The 15,154-nt window shown below is 71.3% G+C and carries 14 protein-coding genes and 3 tRNA genes; 9 read left to right on the top strand and 8 right to left on the bottom strand.

The features are described from left to right. Positions 1 to 28: 28 nt before the first annotated feature. The 4 genes from OG943_RS40320 to OG943_RS40305 all read left to right on the top strand — a co-directional run bounded on the left by OG943_RS40320 (position 29) and on the right by OG943_RS40305 (position 3,317). The gene (locus OG943_RS40320) at positions 29 to 925 is read left to right on the top strand and encodes a TIGR03619 family F420-dependent LLM class oxidoreductase (protein WP_328606153.1); all 897 of its coding nucleotides are present in this window, start codon (positions 29 to 31) and stop codon (positions 923 to 925) included. 98 nt (positions 926 to 1,023) lie between these two features. Then, on the top strand, positions 1,024 to 1,374 hold the full coding sequence (locus tag OG943_RS40315; RefSeq protein ID WP_328606152.1) for a GntR family transcriptional regulator: 351 nt from the start codon (positions 1,024 to 1,026) through the stop codon (positions 1,372 to 1,374). Next, positions 1,371 to 2,348 carry a hypothetical protein gene (locus OG943_RS40310; protein WP_328606151.1) on the top strand — a complete coding sequence of 326 codons (978 nt, stop codon included), beginning with the start codon at positions 1,371 to 1,373 and terminating at the stop codon, positions 2,346 to 2,348. Before OG943_RS40315 ends, OG943_RS40310 begins: the two co-directional genes overlap by 4 nt. A 102-nt stretch (positions 2,349 to 2,450) precedes the next feature. After that, on the top strand, positions 2,451 to 3,317 hold the full coding sequence (locus tag OG943_RS40305; protein WP_328612281.1) for an SGNH/GDSL hydrolase family protein: 867 nt from the start codon (positions 2,451 to 2,453) through the stop codon (positions 3,315 to 3,317). A 194-nt stretch (positions 3,318 to 3,511) separates the two neighbouring features. Here the strand turns inward: OG943_RS40305 and OG943_RS40300 are convergent, their stop codons facing one another. The 6 genes from OG943_RS40300 to OG943_RS40275 all read right to left on the bottom strand — a co-directional run bounded on the left by OG943_RS40300 (position 3,512) and on the right by OG943_RS40275 (position 7,603). Next, on the bottom strand, positions 3,512 to 3,910 hold the full coding sequence (locus OG943_RS40300; protein ID WP_328606150.1) for a MaoC family dehydratase: 399 nt from the start codon (positions 3,908 to 3,910) through the stop codon (positions 3,512 to 3,514). Beyond that, the gene (locus OG943_RS40295; RefSeq protein ID WP_328606149.1) at positions 3,907 to 4,356 is read right to left on the bottom strand and encodes a MaoC family dehydratase N-terminal domain-containing protein; all 450 of its coding nucleotides are present in this window, start codon (positions 4,354 to 4,356) and stop codon (positions 3,907 to 3,909) included. Before OG943_RS40295 ends, OG943_RS40300 begins: the two co-directional genes overlap by 4 nt. A 124-nt stretch (positions 4,357 to 4,480) precedes the next feature. After that, entirely contained in the window at positions 4,481 to 4,645 is a 165-nt protein-coding gene (rpmG, locus tag OG943_RS40290; RefSeq protein WP_020668467.1) for a 50S ribosomal protein L33, read from the bottom strand. A gap of 50 nt (positions 4,646 to 4,695) precedes the next feature. After that, positions 4,696 to 4,768, bottom strand: a tRNA-Met gene (locus OG943_RS40285). A 50-nt stretch (positions 4,769 to 4,818) separates the two neighbouring features. After that, positions 4,819 to 4,891 (bottom strand) — tRNA-Thr (locus OG943_RS40280). A gap of 78 nt (positions 4,892 to 4,969) precedes the next feature. Further along, positions 4,970 to 7,603 (bottom strand): putative bifunctional diguanylate cyclase/phosphodiesterase, encoded by a 2,634-nt coding sequence (locus OG943_RS40275; protein WP_328606148.1) that lies wholly within the window; start codon positions 7,601 to 7,603, stop codon positions 4,970 to 4,972. 264 nt (positions 7,604 to 7,867) lie between these two features. Here OG943_RS40275 and OG943_RS40270 point away from each other — a divergent pair, with 264 nt between their 5' ends. The 4 genes from OG943_RS40270 (at position 7,868) to lon (ending at position 13,119) form a co-directional block, all read left to right on the top strand. Further along, positions 7,868 to 8,806 carry a GNAT family N-acetyltransferase gene (locus OG943_RS40270; protein ID WP_328606147.1) on the top strand — a complete coding sequence of 313 codons (939 nt, stop codon included), beginning with the start codon at positions 7,868 to 7,870 and terminating at the stop codon, positions 8,804 to 8,806. A gap of 102 nt (positions 8,807 to 8,908) precedes the next feature. Continuing rightward, positions 8,909 to 9,763: an SAM-dependent methyltransferase gene (locus OG943_RS40265; protein WP_328606146.1), complete on the top strand. Its 855-nt coding sequence runs from the start codon at positions 8,909 to 8,911 to the stop codon at positions 9,761 to 9,763. After that, complete coding sequence (locus OG943_RS40260; RefSeq protein ID WP_328606145.1) at positions 9,760 to 10,599, top strand: SAM-dependent methyltransferase; 840 nt, start codon at positions 9,760 to 9,762, stop codon at positions 10,597 to 10,599. Before OG943_RS40265 ends, OG943_RS40260 begins: the two co-directional genes overlap by 4 nt. A 117-nt stretch (positions 10,600 to 10,716) precedes the next feature. Continuing rightward, positions 10,717 to 13,119 (top strand): endopeptidase La, encoded by a 2,403-nt coding sequence (gene lon / locus OG943_RS40255; protein ID WP_328606144.1) that lies wholly within the window; start codon positions 10,717 to 10,719, stop codon positions 13,117 to 13,119. Positions 13,120 to 13,166: 47 nt separating this feature from the next. Here the strand turns inward: lon and OG943_RS40250 are convergent, their stop codons facing one another. Then, on the bottom strand, positions 13,167 to 14,012 hold the full coding sequence (locus tag OG943_RS40250) for an alpha/beta fold hydrolase (RefSeq protein ID WP_328606143.1): 846 nt from the start codon (positions 14,010 to 14,012) through the stop codon (positions 13,167 to 13,169). Between the two features lie 183 nt (positions 14,013 to 14,195). Then, positions 14,196 to 14,277, bottom strand: a tRNA-Tyr gene (locus tag OG943_RS40245). A 129-nt stretch (positions 14,278 to 14,406) separates the two neighbouring features. Between OG943_RS40245 and OG943_RS40240 the strand changes: the two genes are divergently transcribed. Continuing rightward, a complete protein-coding gene (locus tag OG943_RS40240) occupies positions 14,407 to 14,898 on the top strand; it encodes a YajQ family cyclic di-GMP-binding protein (protein WP_091618448.1) in 492 nt (163 codons plus the stop codon). Positions 14,899 to 15,154: the final 256 nt, after the last annotated feature.

Raw genomic sequence — 15,154 nt, 5'->3', positions numbered from 1 at the left:
CAAGGAAAGCCACCTTCAAGGAGGCCCGGTGACCGCGTTACGACTCGGACTCGCCCTGCCGCAGTACGGCCAGCTCGCCGACCCCGCCGCCGTCGCCGGATTCGCGGCCGCGGCCGAGCGGATCGGCTACTCCTCGCTGTGGGCCGGTGACCGGGTGCTCACCCCGGTCGACCCGTCGGACTACTACCCCGGCGGCGGGACGGCCGAGCAGCCGTACCCGCCGGAGTTCGTCCGCTTCGTCGACCCGATCGTCACGCTCACGGCCGCCGCGGGCGCCACGAGCACGGCCCGCCTCGGCACGAGCACGCTGGTCGGGCCCGTCTACCCGCCCGTGCTGCTGGCCCGCTCGCTCACGTCGCTGGACCTGATCTCCGACGGCCGCCTCGACGTCGGCCTCGGCCTCGGCTGGCTGCGCGACGAGTACACCGCCACCGGCGTCCCGTGGGCCGGCCGGGGCGCGCGACTGGGCGAGCTGATCGACGTCCTGCGCACGCTCTGGACCGCCGACCCGGCCGGGCATGACAGCGAGCGCTGGCAGATCCCGGACGCGCGGATCGGCCTGCGTCCCGCTCAGCGGCCACACCCGCCGATCCTGCTGGGCGGCATGTCGGAGCGCGCGCTGCGCCGAGTCGGCCAGGTGGCCGACGGCTGGCTCCCGACCCTGATCCCCGCGAAGCGCCTCCGCGAGATGTGGTCGGTGATCTCGGCGGCCGCCACCGAGGCCGGCCGTGACCCGGCGTCGCTGCGCCGCGTCCTGCGTACCAACCCGCACCCCGGCGCGACGATGACCGACGTCGCCGGGCAGCTCAAGAAGATCGGGGACGAGGGTTACACCGAGGCCTTCGTGGACCTGCACTACGTCGCCGACAACATCGCACACGCGCTGGAGCTGGCCGAGGAGCTGTACGCCGCCGTCGGGCGCTGACCTGCGCCAACCGCACCGCCAAGGCCCCCGTGAGCCTCGCTCACGGGGGCTTTTCGCGGCGCTGGTCAATGTCTGTTAGTTCTAGTACAGTTAGAACTATGCTCGTCCGTATCGATCCCGGCTCGACCGCCCCGCTGTTCGAACAGGTGGCGGCCTCGCTGCGGCGCGCCGTCGCCGAGGGGACGCTCACCCCAGGCGAACAGCTGCCGCCCGCGCGGGAGCTGGCGGGGTCACTGGAGATCAACGTCCACACCGTCCTGCGTGCGTACGCGCTGCTTCGCGACGAAGGCCTCATCGACCTGCGAAGGCGCCGAGGCGCGGTGGTCATCGGCGGGGCCCAGCCGCTCGCCCGGCTCGGGGAGCTGGTGGCGGCGCTGGTGGACGAGGCGCGCCGGTCCGGCGTCGGCCCGGAGGAACTGGCTTCGATGCTCAAGGAGAGGTACTCATGAACCGCGTCCGTCTCACCCGCGTCCTGTTCTCGACGCTGGTCCTGCCCGGCGCCGCGACTGCCGTCGCCGCGGTGCTCGCCGGCACGTGGGCGAGCCGGCTGCCGGACCCGATCGCCACGCACTGGAACGGCGACAGCGTGAACAACACCGGCTCGCCCAGCTCGATCACACTGGTGATGACGCTGGTCGGAGCGGTGCTGACGCTCGCCCTCACCGCACTCGCCATCGTGTTGCTGCGCAAGGGCGAGCCGCTCCCCCGGCTCGGGGCGGGCGTGGCCACGACGATCGCGGCGCTCCCCGCCGCAACGCTGATCGGGGTGCTGCTCGCGAACCTCGACGCGCCGGACTCGCAGCACGCCGGCGGCCCGCTGCCGGTGTTCCTCGCGCTGGCGGGCGCGGTGGTGCTCGGCGTCGTCGGCGGTCTGGTCGGCGAGAGCGCCGTCGCGGCGGCCGGCGGGCCGTCGCCGTCCGACGCGACGATCGGGCTGCGGCCGGGCCAGCGCGCGGTGTGGGTGGGCCACGCGTCGAACGCCGTGATGCTCGTGGCGCCGCCGCTCGCCGCCGCCGTGATCACCATCGTGCTGGCCACCACGACCTCGTTCAGCTGGACCATGGCCGCGCTGATCACGGTGCTGTTCACGCTCGTCGGCGCGATGACCCACCGGGTGCAGGCCCGGGTCGACGCGAGCGGCGTGACGATCCGGATGGGCGCGTTCGGCCTGCCGCGCCGGCACGTCCCGCTGGCACGGATCACCGAGGCGGAGCCCGCCGAGCTGAGCGCCATCGGGGACGGCGGCCTCGGCGTGCGGTTCAACGCCCTCACGGGCACCACGGCGTACAAAGTCCGCGGCGGCAGCGCACTGGTGCTGAAGCTCGACAACGGCCGCAAGGTCGCCATCAGCGTCCGCGACGCGGCCACGGGCGCCGGGCTCGTCAACGACCTGCTCCGCCATCGTTCGCCAGCACCGAAATAAGGGCCGTGATCACCCGGATACTGGTCGTAACCCGGAGCCGGGTCCAGTAGAAACGAACGAGTGGCGGGGAAAAAGAACGGCGGCTGCGGGCTCCTGGTCCTGATGATCGTCGCGGGGCTGCTCGGGTACGGCTACTACAAGTCCAAGCACGACTCCTCGACCGCGCCGCCGTCCGGCTCCGGCACCGGCGGCGGCACCGGCCGGTACGTCGCGCTCGGCGACTCCTACACCTCGGCGCCACGGACCGGGAAGCAGGCGGGCAGCCCGGCCGGCTGCGACCGCTCGGACAACAACTACCCGCACCTCGTGGCGGCGAAGGTGAAGCCCGCGCAGTTCGTGGACGTCAGCTGCAGCGGCGCGACGACGGCGGACATGGCCGGCTCGCAGGGCACGCACAACGGCACGAACCCGGCGCAGCTGGACGCCGTCACGTCGGCCACCACGCTGGTCACCCTCGGCATCGGCGGCAACGACGTCGGCTTCATCGCCCTCGCGCCGAGCTGCGTGACCTCGCACTCCGGCGGCGAGCCGTGCCGCGACAAGCTCACCGCCGGCGGCCACGACCAGCTCGCCGACCGGATCGCGGCCACCGCGGACAAGGTCGGCGCGGTGCTCGACCGGATCCACGAGAAGGCCCCGAAGGCGCGCGTGGTGGTCGTCGGCTACCCCACGGTGCTCCCGGACGGGGACGGCTGCTGGCCCGCGGTCCCGCTGGGCTCCGGCGACGTGGCGTACCTGCGCGACGAACTCGGCAAGATGAACGACATGCTCAAGGACCAGGCCAAGTCCCACGAGGCGGGTTACGCCGACACCGCCGCCCCGAGCAAGGGCCACGACGTCTGCACCAGCTCGGGCACCCGCTGGGTCGAAGGCCTCATCCCGGTCTCGCCGGCCGCCCCGCTCCACCCCAACGCGCGGGGTGAAGCGGGCATGGCCGACGTCGTCGAGTCGCTGGTCGGGTCGAGCTGAAGCGCCCCAATGTGGCGTTCGGTGCGTCCAGCGCAACCAATGTGGCGTTCGGTGCGTTGAACGCAACCAACGCCACATTGGGGCGCATTCGGCGACCGGGCGCGGAGTCCGGTTGGCGGGGCGAGTGTGCGGCGGCGGCGGCGGGGCGAGCGTGCGGGGCGTGCGGCGGCGGCGGCGGCGGAGCGAGCTGAGCCTCAGACGCGGACTAGCGCCTGGGGCTTGCCCAGCACCGTTTTCCCGTCGAACTTGACCACGAGGTCGAGGCGCGCGATGCCGTCCTCGGAGATCGCGCCGATCTTGCCGCTCAGCTCGACCAGCGCGCCGTCGGCGTCGTCCGGGACGACCACGGGGCGGGTGAAGCGGGCGCTGAAGTCCACCAGCCGGCCCGGGTCGCCGAGCCAGTCCGTGGCCACGCGGCCGGCCAGCGCCATGGTGAGCATGCCGTGCGCGATCACGTCCGGGAGGCCGACCTCGGTGGCGAAGCGCTGGTTCCAGTGGATCGCGTTGAAGTCCAGCGAGGCGCCCGCGTACCGGACGAGCTGGTCCCGCGTGACGCGGACCTCGAGCGGGGGCAGTTCGTCTCCGACGTTCACGCGTCCTCCCCTCGGACCACGAGCTGGGCCCGGGTGGTGCAGACGAGCTTGCCGTCCGCGTCGGTGATCTCCGAGCGCAGGTTGATGAAGTCGTTGCCGGCGCGGGCCATGATCGTGTCGATGTGCGCCGCGATCTCCAGCACGTCGCCCGCGTGCACCGGGCGCTCGTAGCTGAACCGCTGGTCGCCGTGGACCATCCGCGAGTAGTCCAGGCCGAGCTCCGGGTCGCTGACGATCCCGTTGATCTTCGGCAGGTTGAGGATGGTGAGGAACGTCGGGGGCGCGATCACGTCCGGGTAGCCGGCCGCGCGGGCCGTCCCGGGGTCGCGGTAGAACGGGTTGTCGTCACCGATCGCGTCGGCGAACTCCCGGATCTTCTCCCGGCTCACTTCGTACTTGCTGGCGGGCGGATAGCTCCGCCCGGCGAACGACTGGTCCAAAGGCACCCGGTGAGGCTATCCGACGGGCGTCGCGGCACGCAGGAGCGCGCGGCGGGCGTTGCCGGACAGCAAGAAGCCGCCCCGGGACACCCGGGACGGCTTCTTCAAGCTGGAAAGAACCGCGCTCGCGTCAGCGGGTCTCTTTGTGAGTCCGGTGCGTACCGCAGTTCGGGCAGAACTTCTTCATCTCCAGGCGATCCGGGTCGTTGCGCCGGTTCTTCTTGGTGATGTAGTTGCGGTGCTTGCACTCCTCGCACGCCAGCGTGATCTTGGGTCGCACGTCGGTGGCAGCCACAGCGTTTCCTTCTCTCTAGGTCCGGGGACAACAGCCCCAGTGTTACCGCGTAGCGGTGGCCGGACTTGAACCGGCGACACAGCGATTATGAGCCGCTTGCTCTGCCAACTGAGCTACACCGCCCTACACGACCCAAGCCGCGACACAGTAACGTATCGCGGCTTAGGCTTACGAGCCCCTTTACGGAATCGAACCGTAGACCTTCTCCTTACCATGGAGACGCTCTGCCGACTGAGCTAAAGGGGCCTGCCTCGTTGAAGCCTAGAAAAGATTACAAGGGGCTTCACCCGGCCGTGCACCCGGGGTCTCGAAACCGTCAAAACCTCAGGTCAGGAGGGTCAGGACGGTCTCGGAGTGGCGTCCCGGCGACCGCGCCGTGCGGGCCTGCAGCCAGGCCTCCAGGCGGTCTTCGGGCAGCGGGCGCGAGATCAGGTAGCCCTGGGCAACGTCACACCCCATCGCCTCCAGCTGGTCGCGTGCGACGTCCTCCTCGACGCCCTCGGCGACCACCGTCAGCCCCAGCGAGTGGCCCAGCTCGACGATCGAGCGCACCACGGCGAGGTCGCCGAGGTCCGTGCCCATGCCGAGCACGAAGCTCTTGTCGATCTTGACCTGGTCCACCGGCAGCTGCCGCAGGTACGCCAGCGACGAGTAGCCCGTGCCGAAGTCGTCCACGGCCAGCTCGATGCCCAGCGAGTGCAGCTCGCGCAGGATCGGCAGCGCCTTCTGCGGGTCGGACATCACCCCGGACTCGGTCAGCTCGAACGTGAGCAGCTCCGGCGGGATGCCGAAGCGCTCCAGCTCGCGCTGGACCTTCGCCGGGAAGTCCTCGTCGGCCAGGTTCCGCACGGACAGGTTCACCGCCGCGGAGATGCGCAGGCCCTCGTCGAGCCACTTGCGCACGCGCTTGAGCGACTCCTCCAGCACGAACGACGTCAGCACCCCGATCAGGCCCGCCGCCTCGATGGCGGGCACGAACTCGTCCGGCCCGAGCCGGCCGAACTCCGGGTGCACCCAGCGCACCAGCGCCTCGACGCCCTGCACCTGACGGTTCGGCAGCGAGATCTTCGGCTGGTAGTGCACGGACACGTGCCCGTCCTCCAGCGACTGCCGGAACTGCGTGACGAGCTGGAAGCGGCGCAGGAAGATCTGGCCCATGCTCGGCGCGTAGCCGCGGACCTCCTCGCCGCCGCGGGTGGCGCGGACGGCGACGTCGGCGCGCTGCAGCAGCCCGTCCACGTCGACCTGCTCGCCGGTCTCCTCGGCGGTTGTGGCGGCGTAACCGATCATGGCGTTCGCCTCGACCGAGAGGCGGTCGACGGGGTATGGCGCGGAGAGCTGGACGCGCAGGCGCTCGGCCGAGGCGTGGGCGTTCTCCGGCGTGCAGCCGACGAGCAGGGCCGCGAAGGACGCGCCTTCCAGCCGCGCGAGCGGGACGTCCGGGCCCAGCGCGTCGCGGATCCGGCGGCCGGCCGCGATCACCATCCGGTCCGCCCACGAGTAGCCGAGGGCGTCACTGACAGTGGAGAAGACGTCGAGGTCGATGCGCAGCACCACGGCGTCGGCGAAGTCGCGCAGCGGCTCCTTCGCGATCTGCTGGAAGCCCGGCCGGTTCAGGTGCCCGGTGAGCGGGTCGTGGTACGCGTCGTGGCGCAGCGTGGCGAGCAGCCTGCGGTTGTCGAGCGAGGTCGCGAGGTGGCTGGCCATCGTGCCGAGCAGCTGCACGTCGTACTTGCCGAAGCCCCGCCAGCGCGACAGCCGGTCGTGCGCCTCGACGACGCCGAGCAGCTGGTTCCCGGTGCGCAGCGGCACCACGAGCGCCTCCTGCGCGCCGCGGTCGAGCAGCGCGGCCCGGACGTCGGGATTGGCCTCGGTGATGCGGAAGTGGCGGACGTGCGCGCCGGGCAGGCGCAGCAGCGGGTCCTCGGCGGCCGGGTCGGGGACCGGCAGCTCGTCGCCGGCCACGACCACGCGCATCGTGTCCTTAGCCTCCAGCCGCAGCCGCAGGACCACCCGCCCGGCGGCGAGCTGGTCCTTGATCCGCTCGGCGATGGTGGCCCACTCGCGCACGTCGACGCCGCCCACGAGTTCGTCGGCACGGCTGGCCGGGCGCGCGGCGGCCTGCTGGCCCGAGCGCGCGACCATCAGGCTCACGTCGGACAGCGCCTCCATGTCCCGCTGCTCGCGCAGCAGGTCGGAATAAGCCCAGTACAGCGCGGTCAGGCCGAGGAAGACGGCCAGCACCAGCGGCCAGGCCTGCGGGGTGTTCGAGATGACGAGGTAGCCGGACAGGCCCACCGACGCGTTCACGAAGCCGACCACCAGGATGCGGCCGGTGAGCCGGATCGCCGTGCTCACGCGCATCCGGCGGCGCAGCACGCGCACGGCGGCGAGCGCCAGCAGCGTGCTGACCAGCGGCGCGGTCAGCGTGCCGGCGAGCGCGGCGACCCACGGCATGGTCTCGCCGCCGCCGATCGCCTGCTTCACCAGCCCGGCCACGGCGAAGGCGCCGGTGATCTCCAGCAGGAACGCGCCCGCGTTGTAGAGGACACGGCCGGACACCTTGCGGGCCAGCAGCGTGCCGATGCCCGCGACCAGGTGCGCGGCCAGCACGACCTCGAACGGCGCCACGAAGAAACCGATTACCAGCGGAATTTCGGTGAACGAGATCGTCCACGAGATGCCGCTGCGCACGTCGACGTTGATGCCCAGCTGCTCGGCGAGCAGGAAGGCGAGCGCGAGGACCGGGCCGATCCACCACAGCTTGGCCGAGCCGTGGAACGGGAGCCACGTGCTGACCGCGAGCGCGGCGACGAGCCCGAGGCTCAGCACGGCGAAGGTGTAGACGCGGAACCGGCGCTCGTCCGTCCGGGCCTCGGTCAAGGTCGGCGAACCGGCGCCGCCCCTGCCCTGCCCCGCTCCGGTGGCGGCATCGGGCCTGCCGTTCGTGTCCGGCATCCGACCTTCCTTCCCGGCTGCCCAACCGGTCGCGCTCGATCAGTGACGTCAGGTGTGGACAAGGGCAATACCGTACCCCGTAGGGCGTACCCGTGTCCCTTTCGAGACAGTAGGAGATCACCCCAGGGTTAACAATGGGGTTGTGGCGCTGACCTGCGTGGACCAAGGAGTGAAACGCCCCGTTCGGCTCTGATCCGGGCCCTTCGGGCGCTGTGGGGTGTGTTCAGGGGTTCTGCCGGGACGAGCAGGGCGACAATAGAAGTCATGCACAACGACGTGACTGCCACCGGACACGCGGCGCGGATCGCCACGGTGGACGCCTTGCTTCCCGCGCCACTCCCCTTCGAGGTCAATGGGGACACCACTCTCCTGTCCGCCCAGGTCGGCGACACCAGCGCGGCCGGACTGGCCACGCACACCGAGCTGGGCGCCGACAGCCCCCAGTCCATCTGGCGCGCGCTGGCCGAGCACCGGCTCGAGATCCAGCTCGCCGGACCCGCCCCCGCGGCCGCGCTGGACGTCCTGCTCACTCAATGGGATGAACACCTGCGGACCCTCGCCCGCCCGGGGGACCCCGAATGCGCAGCGGTGCTCTCCCGGCCCAGCCGAGACACCGCCGGCACCGCCGAACTCCTGCGCCACGGCTTCGCGCCGGCCGGCGTGATCGCGGTCCGCCCGGCCCAGCGCATGGCCGCCCCCGGCCCGGCCGCGACCCCCGGCGTCTGCATCCGCCACGCGACTCCGGACGACCTGGACACGGCCGTCGGCCTGATGCTGGAACTGCAGCGCTACGACGCGCAGTTCGGCCGGGTCACGGTGCGGCCCGGCGCCGAGGAAGTGGTGTCGAAGGAGCTGCTGCGCCAGCTGGAACGGCCGGAGCCGCAGGTGTGGATCGCGGAGCTCTACGGCCAGCCGCTGGGCATGGCCGTGCTGCAGATGCCGGACGAGACTTCGTGGATCAAGCACCGCGTCGCCGCCTCGCGCGTCGGGTACCTCTCTTCTCTTGCGGTCGCCGAGGCGGCGCGTTCGGCCGGCGTCGGCACCGCGCTGGCGGCCCACGCGCACCAGGTCTTCGACGAGGCGGGCGCCGACGTCGTCCTCCTGCACCACGCGCTGGCCAACCCGCGCTCGACGCCGTTCTGGTACGCCCAGGGCTACCGTCCGCTGTGGACGGGCTGGCAGCGGCGGCCCGCGGCCCGCTGAAGACGCCCGCGACGAGCGGTTCCCCCGGCGCGCCTGGCGGCTGACCGTGACGGCTCCCCTGACTAGGCTGGCTGTAGTGGCCGGACGAGGGGAGTCGTCGACGTGACCGAGCAGCCGGATGCCGCACCGAGAGCGCCGGAGGGCGTGGACACCGAGAAGCCGTCGGCGGCCCGGATCTACGACTGGTTCCTCGGGGGCAAGCAGAACTGGGCCGTCGACCGCGAGTTCGGCCGGAAGGCCGAGCGGCAGTGGTCGCTGGTGAAGCCGGGGGCGAAGCAGAACCGCGAGTTCATGAACCGCGTGGTGCAGGCGGCGCTCGCGGCCGGCATCCGGCAGTTCGTCGACCTCGGCTCCGGCGTGCCGACGGCGGGCAACGTGCACGAGGTGATCGAGGCCGAGCTGGGCGACGAGGACCACGCGACCGTGGTGTACGTCGACTACGAGCCGGTCGCCGTCGCGCACGCCACGCTGATCCTCGAAGATGCGGCGGCCACCGACTGGGCCGGCGTCCTCCAGGCGGACATGCGCAAGCCCCGGACGGTGCTGCGCGCCGAGACCACCCGCGAGCTGATCGACTTCGACCAGCCGGTCTGCCTGATGATGATGGCGGTGCTGCACTTCGTCGGCCCGGACGACGACCCGGAGGGCATGGTCAAGGCCTACCGTGACGCGCTCGCGCCCGGCAGCTGGCTCGCCATTTCGCAGATGAGCGAGGGCGACGGCAGCGGCCCGGCGCTGGACGGCCTGCGCTGGCTCGTCGAGCAGTACCGCAAGACCAGCAACCCGATGTGGCTGCGCGACCGCGACGAGATCGAGCCGCTGTTCGGCGGCTGGCCGCTGCTGGACCCGGGCATCACGCACCTGCCGGACTGGCGCCCGGAGCGAGAGCTGAACGCGGTCGAGGCCGAGGCCCGGCCGTTCGCCTGGTGCGCGGTCGCGGAGAAGCCGTCGGCATGACCGCGGACGAGGTCCCGGCCGGCGTCGACATCGACAAGCCGTCCGCGGCCCGGGTCTACGACTGGTACCTGGGCGGTTCGCAGAACTGGGCCGTCGACCGCGAGTTCGGCCGCCGGGTGGAGAAGGTCTGGCCGCTGATCCGGCCGATTTCGCGGCAGAACCGGGCGTTCATGAACCGCGTGGTCGAGGCCGCGCTGGACGCGGGCATCCGGCAGTTCGTCGACCTCGGCTCCGGCGTGCCGACCGCGGGCAACGTGCACGAGATCGTCTCCGACCGGCTGCCCGCCGACGAGCCCGCCGCGGTCGTCTACGTGGACTACGAGGCCGTGGCGGCCGCGCACTCGACCCTCATCCTCGAGCGCGAGGAGGCCACGGACTGGGCCGGCCTGGCGCAGCGCGACATCCGCGACCCGGCGGCGGTGTTCGCCGACGAGACCACGCAGCGGCTGATCGACTGGTCGGAGCCCGTCTGCCTGCTGATGATCACCGTCCTGCACTTCATCGGCCCGGACGACGACCCCGACGGCCTGATGGCCACCTACCGCGCGAAGCTCGCGCCGGGGTCCTGGCTGGCCGTGACGCACGGCACCTGCACCGAAGACGCGCCGCCCGAGCGCGCCGCGGAAGTCCGCCGTTTCGTCGACGCCTACCGCGACACCTCGAACCCCGCGTACCTCCGCTCGGCCGGGGAGATCCTGCCGTGGTTCGGCGGCTGGCCCCTGCTGGAGCCGGGGATGACGGCGCTGCCGGACTGGCGCCCGGAGCAGTCGGTCTCGGCGGTGGAAGCCGAGACCCGGCCGTTCGCCTGGTGCGCGGTCGCGCGGCGGCCGGCCTGATCGGTACGCAGGCGCGCAGCGACCTTCCTCCGATCGCTCCCAGCGAACACTCCTTCGGAAACAAACCGGCCCATCGGAGAGTTGAGCAGAGCAGACTCAACTACCCGAGGAGTGCACATGACCGACACCCGCCTCCTGCCCGTGCTCCCGCTCGATGACGACGTCGTGCTGCCGGGCATGGTGGTCCCGCTCGACCTCACCGACGCCGAGACCCGGGCCGCGGTGGAGTCCGCCCAGGCCAAGACGCCCGCGACGGCGTCCTTCCCCGGCATCCACTCCGGCGCGGCCGCCAAGGCCGAGGTCCTGATCGTGCCGCGTGTCCACGGCGAGTACGCCGGGCTCGGCACCGTCGCGACCGTCGAGCGTGTGGGCCGGGTCCCCGGTGGCAAGGCCGCCGTCCTGCTGCGCGGCACCGGCCGCGCGGTCGTCGGCCGCATCGCCGACGGTCCCGGCGCGGCCCGCTGGGTCCACGCCGACGACGCGGCCGAGACCACCGACGACCGTTCCGCCAAGCTCGCCGCCGAGTACAAGGCCGTGGTGATCTCCGTGCTGCAGCAGCGCGGCGGCTGGCAGATGATCGACGCCGTCCAGCAGATCGAGGAGCCGTCCGCGGTCGCCGACCTGTCCGGCAACGCGCCGTACCTGAACACCGACCAGAAAATCGAGCTGCTGAACGCGCTCGACGTCAGCGCCCGGCTCGAGAAGGCCCTTGAATGGAGCCGCGAGTACCTCGCTGAGCTGGAGGTCACCGACACCATCCGCAAGGACGTCGCCGATGGCATGGAGAAGCAGCAGAAGGAATTCCTGCTGCGCCGCCAGCTCGAAGCGATCCGCAAGGAGCTGGGCGAGCTCGACGGCACCGCCGAGGACGACGACTACCGCGCCCGCGTCGAGGCCGCCGAACTGCCCGACAACGTGAAGAAGGCCGCGCTGGCCGAGGTCGACAAGCTGGAGCGCACCTCCGAGCAGTCGCCCGAGGGCGGCTGGATCCGCACGTGGCTCGACACGGTGCTGGAGCTGCCGTGGAACGAGCGCACGGAGGACGTCTACGACATCGCCGCCGCGCGCGCCGTGCTCGACGCGGACCACGCGGGCCTCGACGACGTCAAGGAACGCATCATCGAGTACTTGGCCGTGCGCAAGCGCCGCGCGGAGTCCGGTCTCGGCCCGGTGGGTGGACGGCGTTCGGGCGCCGTGCTCGCACTCGCCGGTCCTCCCGGGGTCGGCAAGACGTCGCTGGGCGAGTCCGTCGCGCGGGCCATGGGCCGCAAGTTCGTCCGGGTCGCCCTCGGCGGAATCCGGGACGAGGCAGAGATCCGCGGCCACCGGCGCACGTACGTCGGCGCGCTGCCCGGCCGCATCGTGCGGGCCATCAAGGAGGCCGGCTCGATGAACCCGGTCGTGCTGCTCGACGAGATCGACAAGGTCGGCGCCGACTACCGCGGCGACCCGACGGCCGCCCTGCTGGAGGTGCTGGACCCGGAGCAGAACCACACGTTCCGCGACCACTACCTCGAGGTGGAGCTGGACCTGTCCGACGTCGTGTTCCTGGCGACGGCGAACGCGCTGGAGACCATCCCCGGCCCGTTGCTCGACCGCATGGAGCTGGTCACGCTGGACGGCTACACCGAGCACGAGAAGGTGACCATCGCACGCGACCACCTGCTGCCGCGTGAGCTGGAGCGCGCCGGCATCAAGCCGGGCGAAGTGGTGCTGACCGACGAGGCGTACAGCCGGATCGCCGCCGAGTACACCCGCGAGGCGGGCGTGCGCGACGTGAACCGGACCATCGCGAAGGTGCTGCGCAAGATCGCGACGAAGGTGGCGCTCGACGAGCTTTTGCTGCCGGTTTCCTTGGACGCCAACGATTTGGAGGCATACCTGGGCCGCCCGCGGCACGTGCCGGAGTCGTCGCTGCCGGCGTCGACGCAGCGCACAGCGTTGCCGGGCGTCGCGACGGGTCTCGCGGTGACGGGTGCTGGTGGTGACGTCCTCTACATCGAGGCCTCGCTGTCCGATCCGGAAAGCGGCGCGACGGGCCTGCAGCTGACGGGCCAGCTCGGCGAAGTGATGAAGGAGTCGGTGCAGATCGCGCTGTCCTACCTGCGTTCGCACGGCGCGGAGCTGGAGCTGCCGGTGAGTGACCTGAAGGACCGCGGCATCCACGTCCACGTCCCCGCGGGCGCGGTGCCGAAGGACGGCCCCTCGGCCGGCGTGACGATGACAACGGCGCTCGCGTCGCTGCTGTCGGGCCGCGTGGTCCGCGCCGACGTGGCGATGACCGGCGAGGTCTCCCTGACCGGGCGCGTCCTCCCGATCGGCGGCGTGAAGCAGAAGCTGCTGGCGGCCCACCGCGCGGGCATGAAGACGGTCATCATCCCGCAGCGCAACGAGCCCGACCTGGACGACGTCCCGGCCGAAGTCCTGTCGCAGCTGGACGTCCACGCCGTGGCGAACGTCCGTGAGGTGCTGGACCTGGCGCTGAGCCCGGCCTCCACGGCGGTGCGCCAGGCTGCGTGAGCTGTTCGGTTTCGAGGCCCCCGTTCTCCGGAGCGGGGGCCTCTTCCTTATAGCGCGAGCATCGCCTCGGCGACCTCGTCGGCGGCCGCGTCGGGGATCGCGGTCGAGGCCTGTTCGAGGACGAGCAGCCGCGCGCCGGGGATCTCGCGCGCGAGTGCTTCGCCGTTGCCGACCGGGAAGAAGGGGTCGCGACGGCCGTGCACCACGAGCGCCGGTGTGGTTATTTCGGGCAAGCGCTCGCGCCAGCGCGGCTTGCAGTCGAGCTTGGAGAACACCATGCCCAGCTGGTTGGCCATCTGGACCGCGGGATCCGTGCCCGGTGTGCGGTCGAAGACGCGCCCGGCCGTCGCGCGTGCCGTGGCCGGGTCGTTGCCGAGGACCTCCGCGCCGGCGGCGGCGTACTCCGCCACGGCAGCGCGATCGGACCACTCGGGCATCGGGAGCGCGAACCGCCGCGCCATCGTCGCCGCGTCGTGTTCGGGCAGATCGTCGTCGACCGGTCCCGGTGCGACGGGCCGCGTCCCGGCGAGGGTGAGGGCCGAGAACGCGTCCGGGTGATCAAGCGCGGCGACCTGGGCGACCATCCCGCCGACGCCGATGCCCGCCAGGTGCGCCGGCCCGTCGCCGAGTTCGCGGACGAGCGCGGCGGCGTCGGCGGCGAGGGCGCGCAACGTGTACTCCGGCGCCTCGGGGTCGACGGTCGTCGATGTGCCGGAGTCACGCAGGTCGTAGCGCACCACGTGACGTCCGCCGCGCGCGAGCGCCTCGCAGAGCGCGTCGGGCCAGGAGAGCATGGTCGTGCCGCCCGCGAGCAGCACGAGGGGCGCCGCCGCGTCGCCGAAGCGCTCGACCCCGAGCGTGACACCGGCGGGCGTGCGGACCGTCGCATGCATTTCGTGAACCTCCGGGGCGGCTTTCGTGACCGCGGCACACGCTACGCGAACGGGGCTTCTTACTGTCCACATGAGACACGGCGTGGAGGGCCATCCGGTCCGGGAACACCCGGACACCTCCAGGCGGCACAAGAAAGCCCCGGCGACCTGTTCGTACTGGTCACCGGGGCTTTCCCGCTGGTGTGGCGAGTGAGGGATTCGAACCCCCGAAGGCTGAGCCGTCTGATTTACAGTCAGATCCCTTTGGCCGCTCGGGCAACTCGCCATGGCCGGACGAACCAGCCATGGAGAAGGATACCCAACCGGCCCCGGCGGGGGTCAACCGGGATACCCGCGCCTGGGGCAGGGGCTAGGCTGGTGGCCCCTGACGAGCGAGTACGAGGTGTGAGGACACGTGGCGGATCCGTCTTTCGACGTGGTGAGCAAGGTCGACCGCCAGGAGGTGGACAACGCCCTGAACCAGGCGAGCAAGGAACTCGGCACCCGGTTCGACTTCCGGGGCACCGGCACCACCATCAGCTGGGCCGGCGAGGAGGCCGTCACCTTCGAATCGGAGACCGAGGAGCGCGCGCTCGCGGCGATCGAGGTCTTCCGGGAGAAGCTGATCAAACGCGGCATCTCCCTGAAGGCCTTCGAGGCGGACGAGCCCGCACTGTCGGGCAAGATCTACAAGGTCGGCGGCAAGATCCTCCAGGGCATCGCCTCCGACAAGGCCAAGCAGATCGCGAAGTTCATCCGCGACGAAGGCCCGAAGGGCGTCCAGGCCCAGATCCAGGGCGACCAGCTGCGCGTGTCCGGCAAGAAGAAGGACCAGCTGCAGGACGTGATCGCCCTGCTGAAGGGCGAGGACTTCGAGATCGCGCTGCAGTTCACTAACTACCGCTGATCGTTGGACGTTGACCTGCGGGTATCCGTTGTCGGGTGCCCGTGGGTGCGACGTCGGTACAACCGGCAGAGCCTCTCAGTGAACACATCGTGCCACAACGTGCTACGATCGAACGTGAGAGAGATCTGTTGGACAGACGACAACGAGGAGCACATCTCACGTCACGGCATCGTGCCGGACGAGGTTGAGCAGGTCGTCGACACTTGCTCGTGGTGCCGGCAGAAGCACTCGATGGCCGCATGTACGTGGTCACAGC

The sequence above is a fragment of the Amycolatopsis sp. NBC_00345 genome (genome assembly GCF_036116635.1).
Classification (GTDB): domain Bacteria; phylum Actinomycetota; class Actinomycetes; order Mycobacteriales; family Pseudonocardiaceae; genus Amycolatopsis.
Note: the sequence above shows the minus strand (reverse complement) of the source record. Positions and strands in the feature narration are given on the sequence as shown.

Bases quoted from the DNA above. Each gene is read 5' to 3' on its own strand.
- OG943_RS40315 (WP_328606152.1), top strand. From the start codon at position 1,024: ATGCTCGTCCGTATCGATCCCGGCTCGACCGCCCCGCTGTTCGAACAG.
- OG943_RS40310 (WP_328606151.1), top strand. From the start codon at position 1,371: ATGAACCGCGTCCGTCTCACCCGCGTCCTGTTCTCGACGCTGGTCCTG.
- OG943_RS40305 (WP_328612281.1), top strand. From the start codon at position 2,451: ATGATCGTCGCGGGGCTGCTCGGGTACGGCTACTACAAGTCCAAGCAC.
- OG943_RS40275 (WP_328606148.1), bottom strand. From the start codon at position 7,603: ATGCCGGACACGAACGGCAGGCCCGATGCCGCCACCGGAGCGGGGCAG.
- OG943_RS40270 (WP_328606147.1), top strand. From the start codon at position 7,868: ATGCACAACGACGTGACTGCCACCGGACACGCGGCGCGGATCGCCACG.
- OG943_RS40260 (WP_328606145.1), top strand. From the start codon at position 9,760: ATGACCGCGGACGAGGTCCCGGCCGGCGTCGACATCGACAAGCCGTCC.
- lon (WP_328606144.1), top strand. From the start codon at position 10,717: ATGACCGACACCCGCCTCCTGCCCGTGCTCCCGCTCGATGACGACGTC.
- OG943_RS40250 (WP_328606143.1), bottom strand. From the start codon at position 14,012: ATGCATGCGACGGTCCGCACGCCCGCCGGTGTCACGCTCGGGGTCGAG.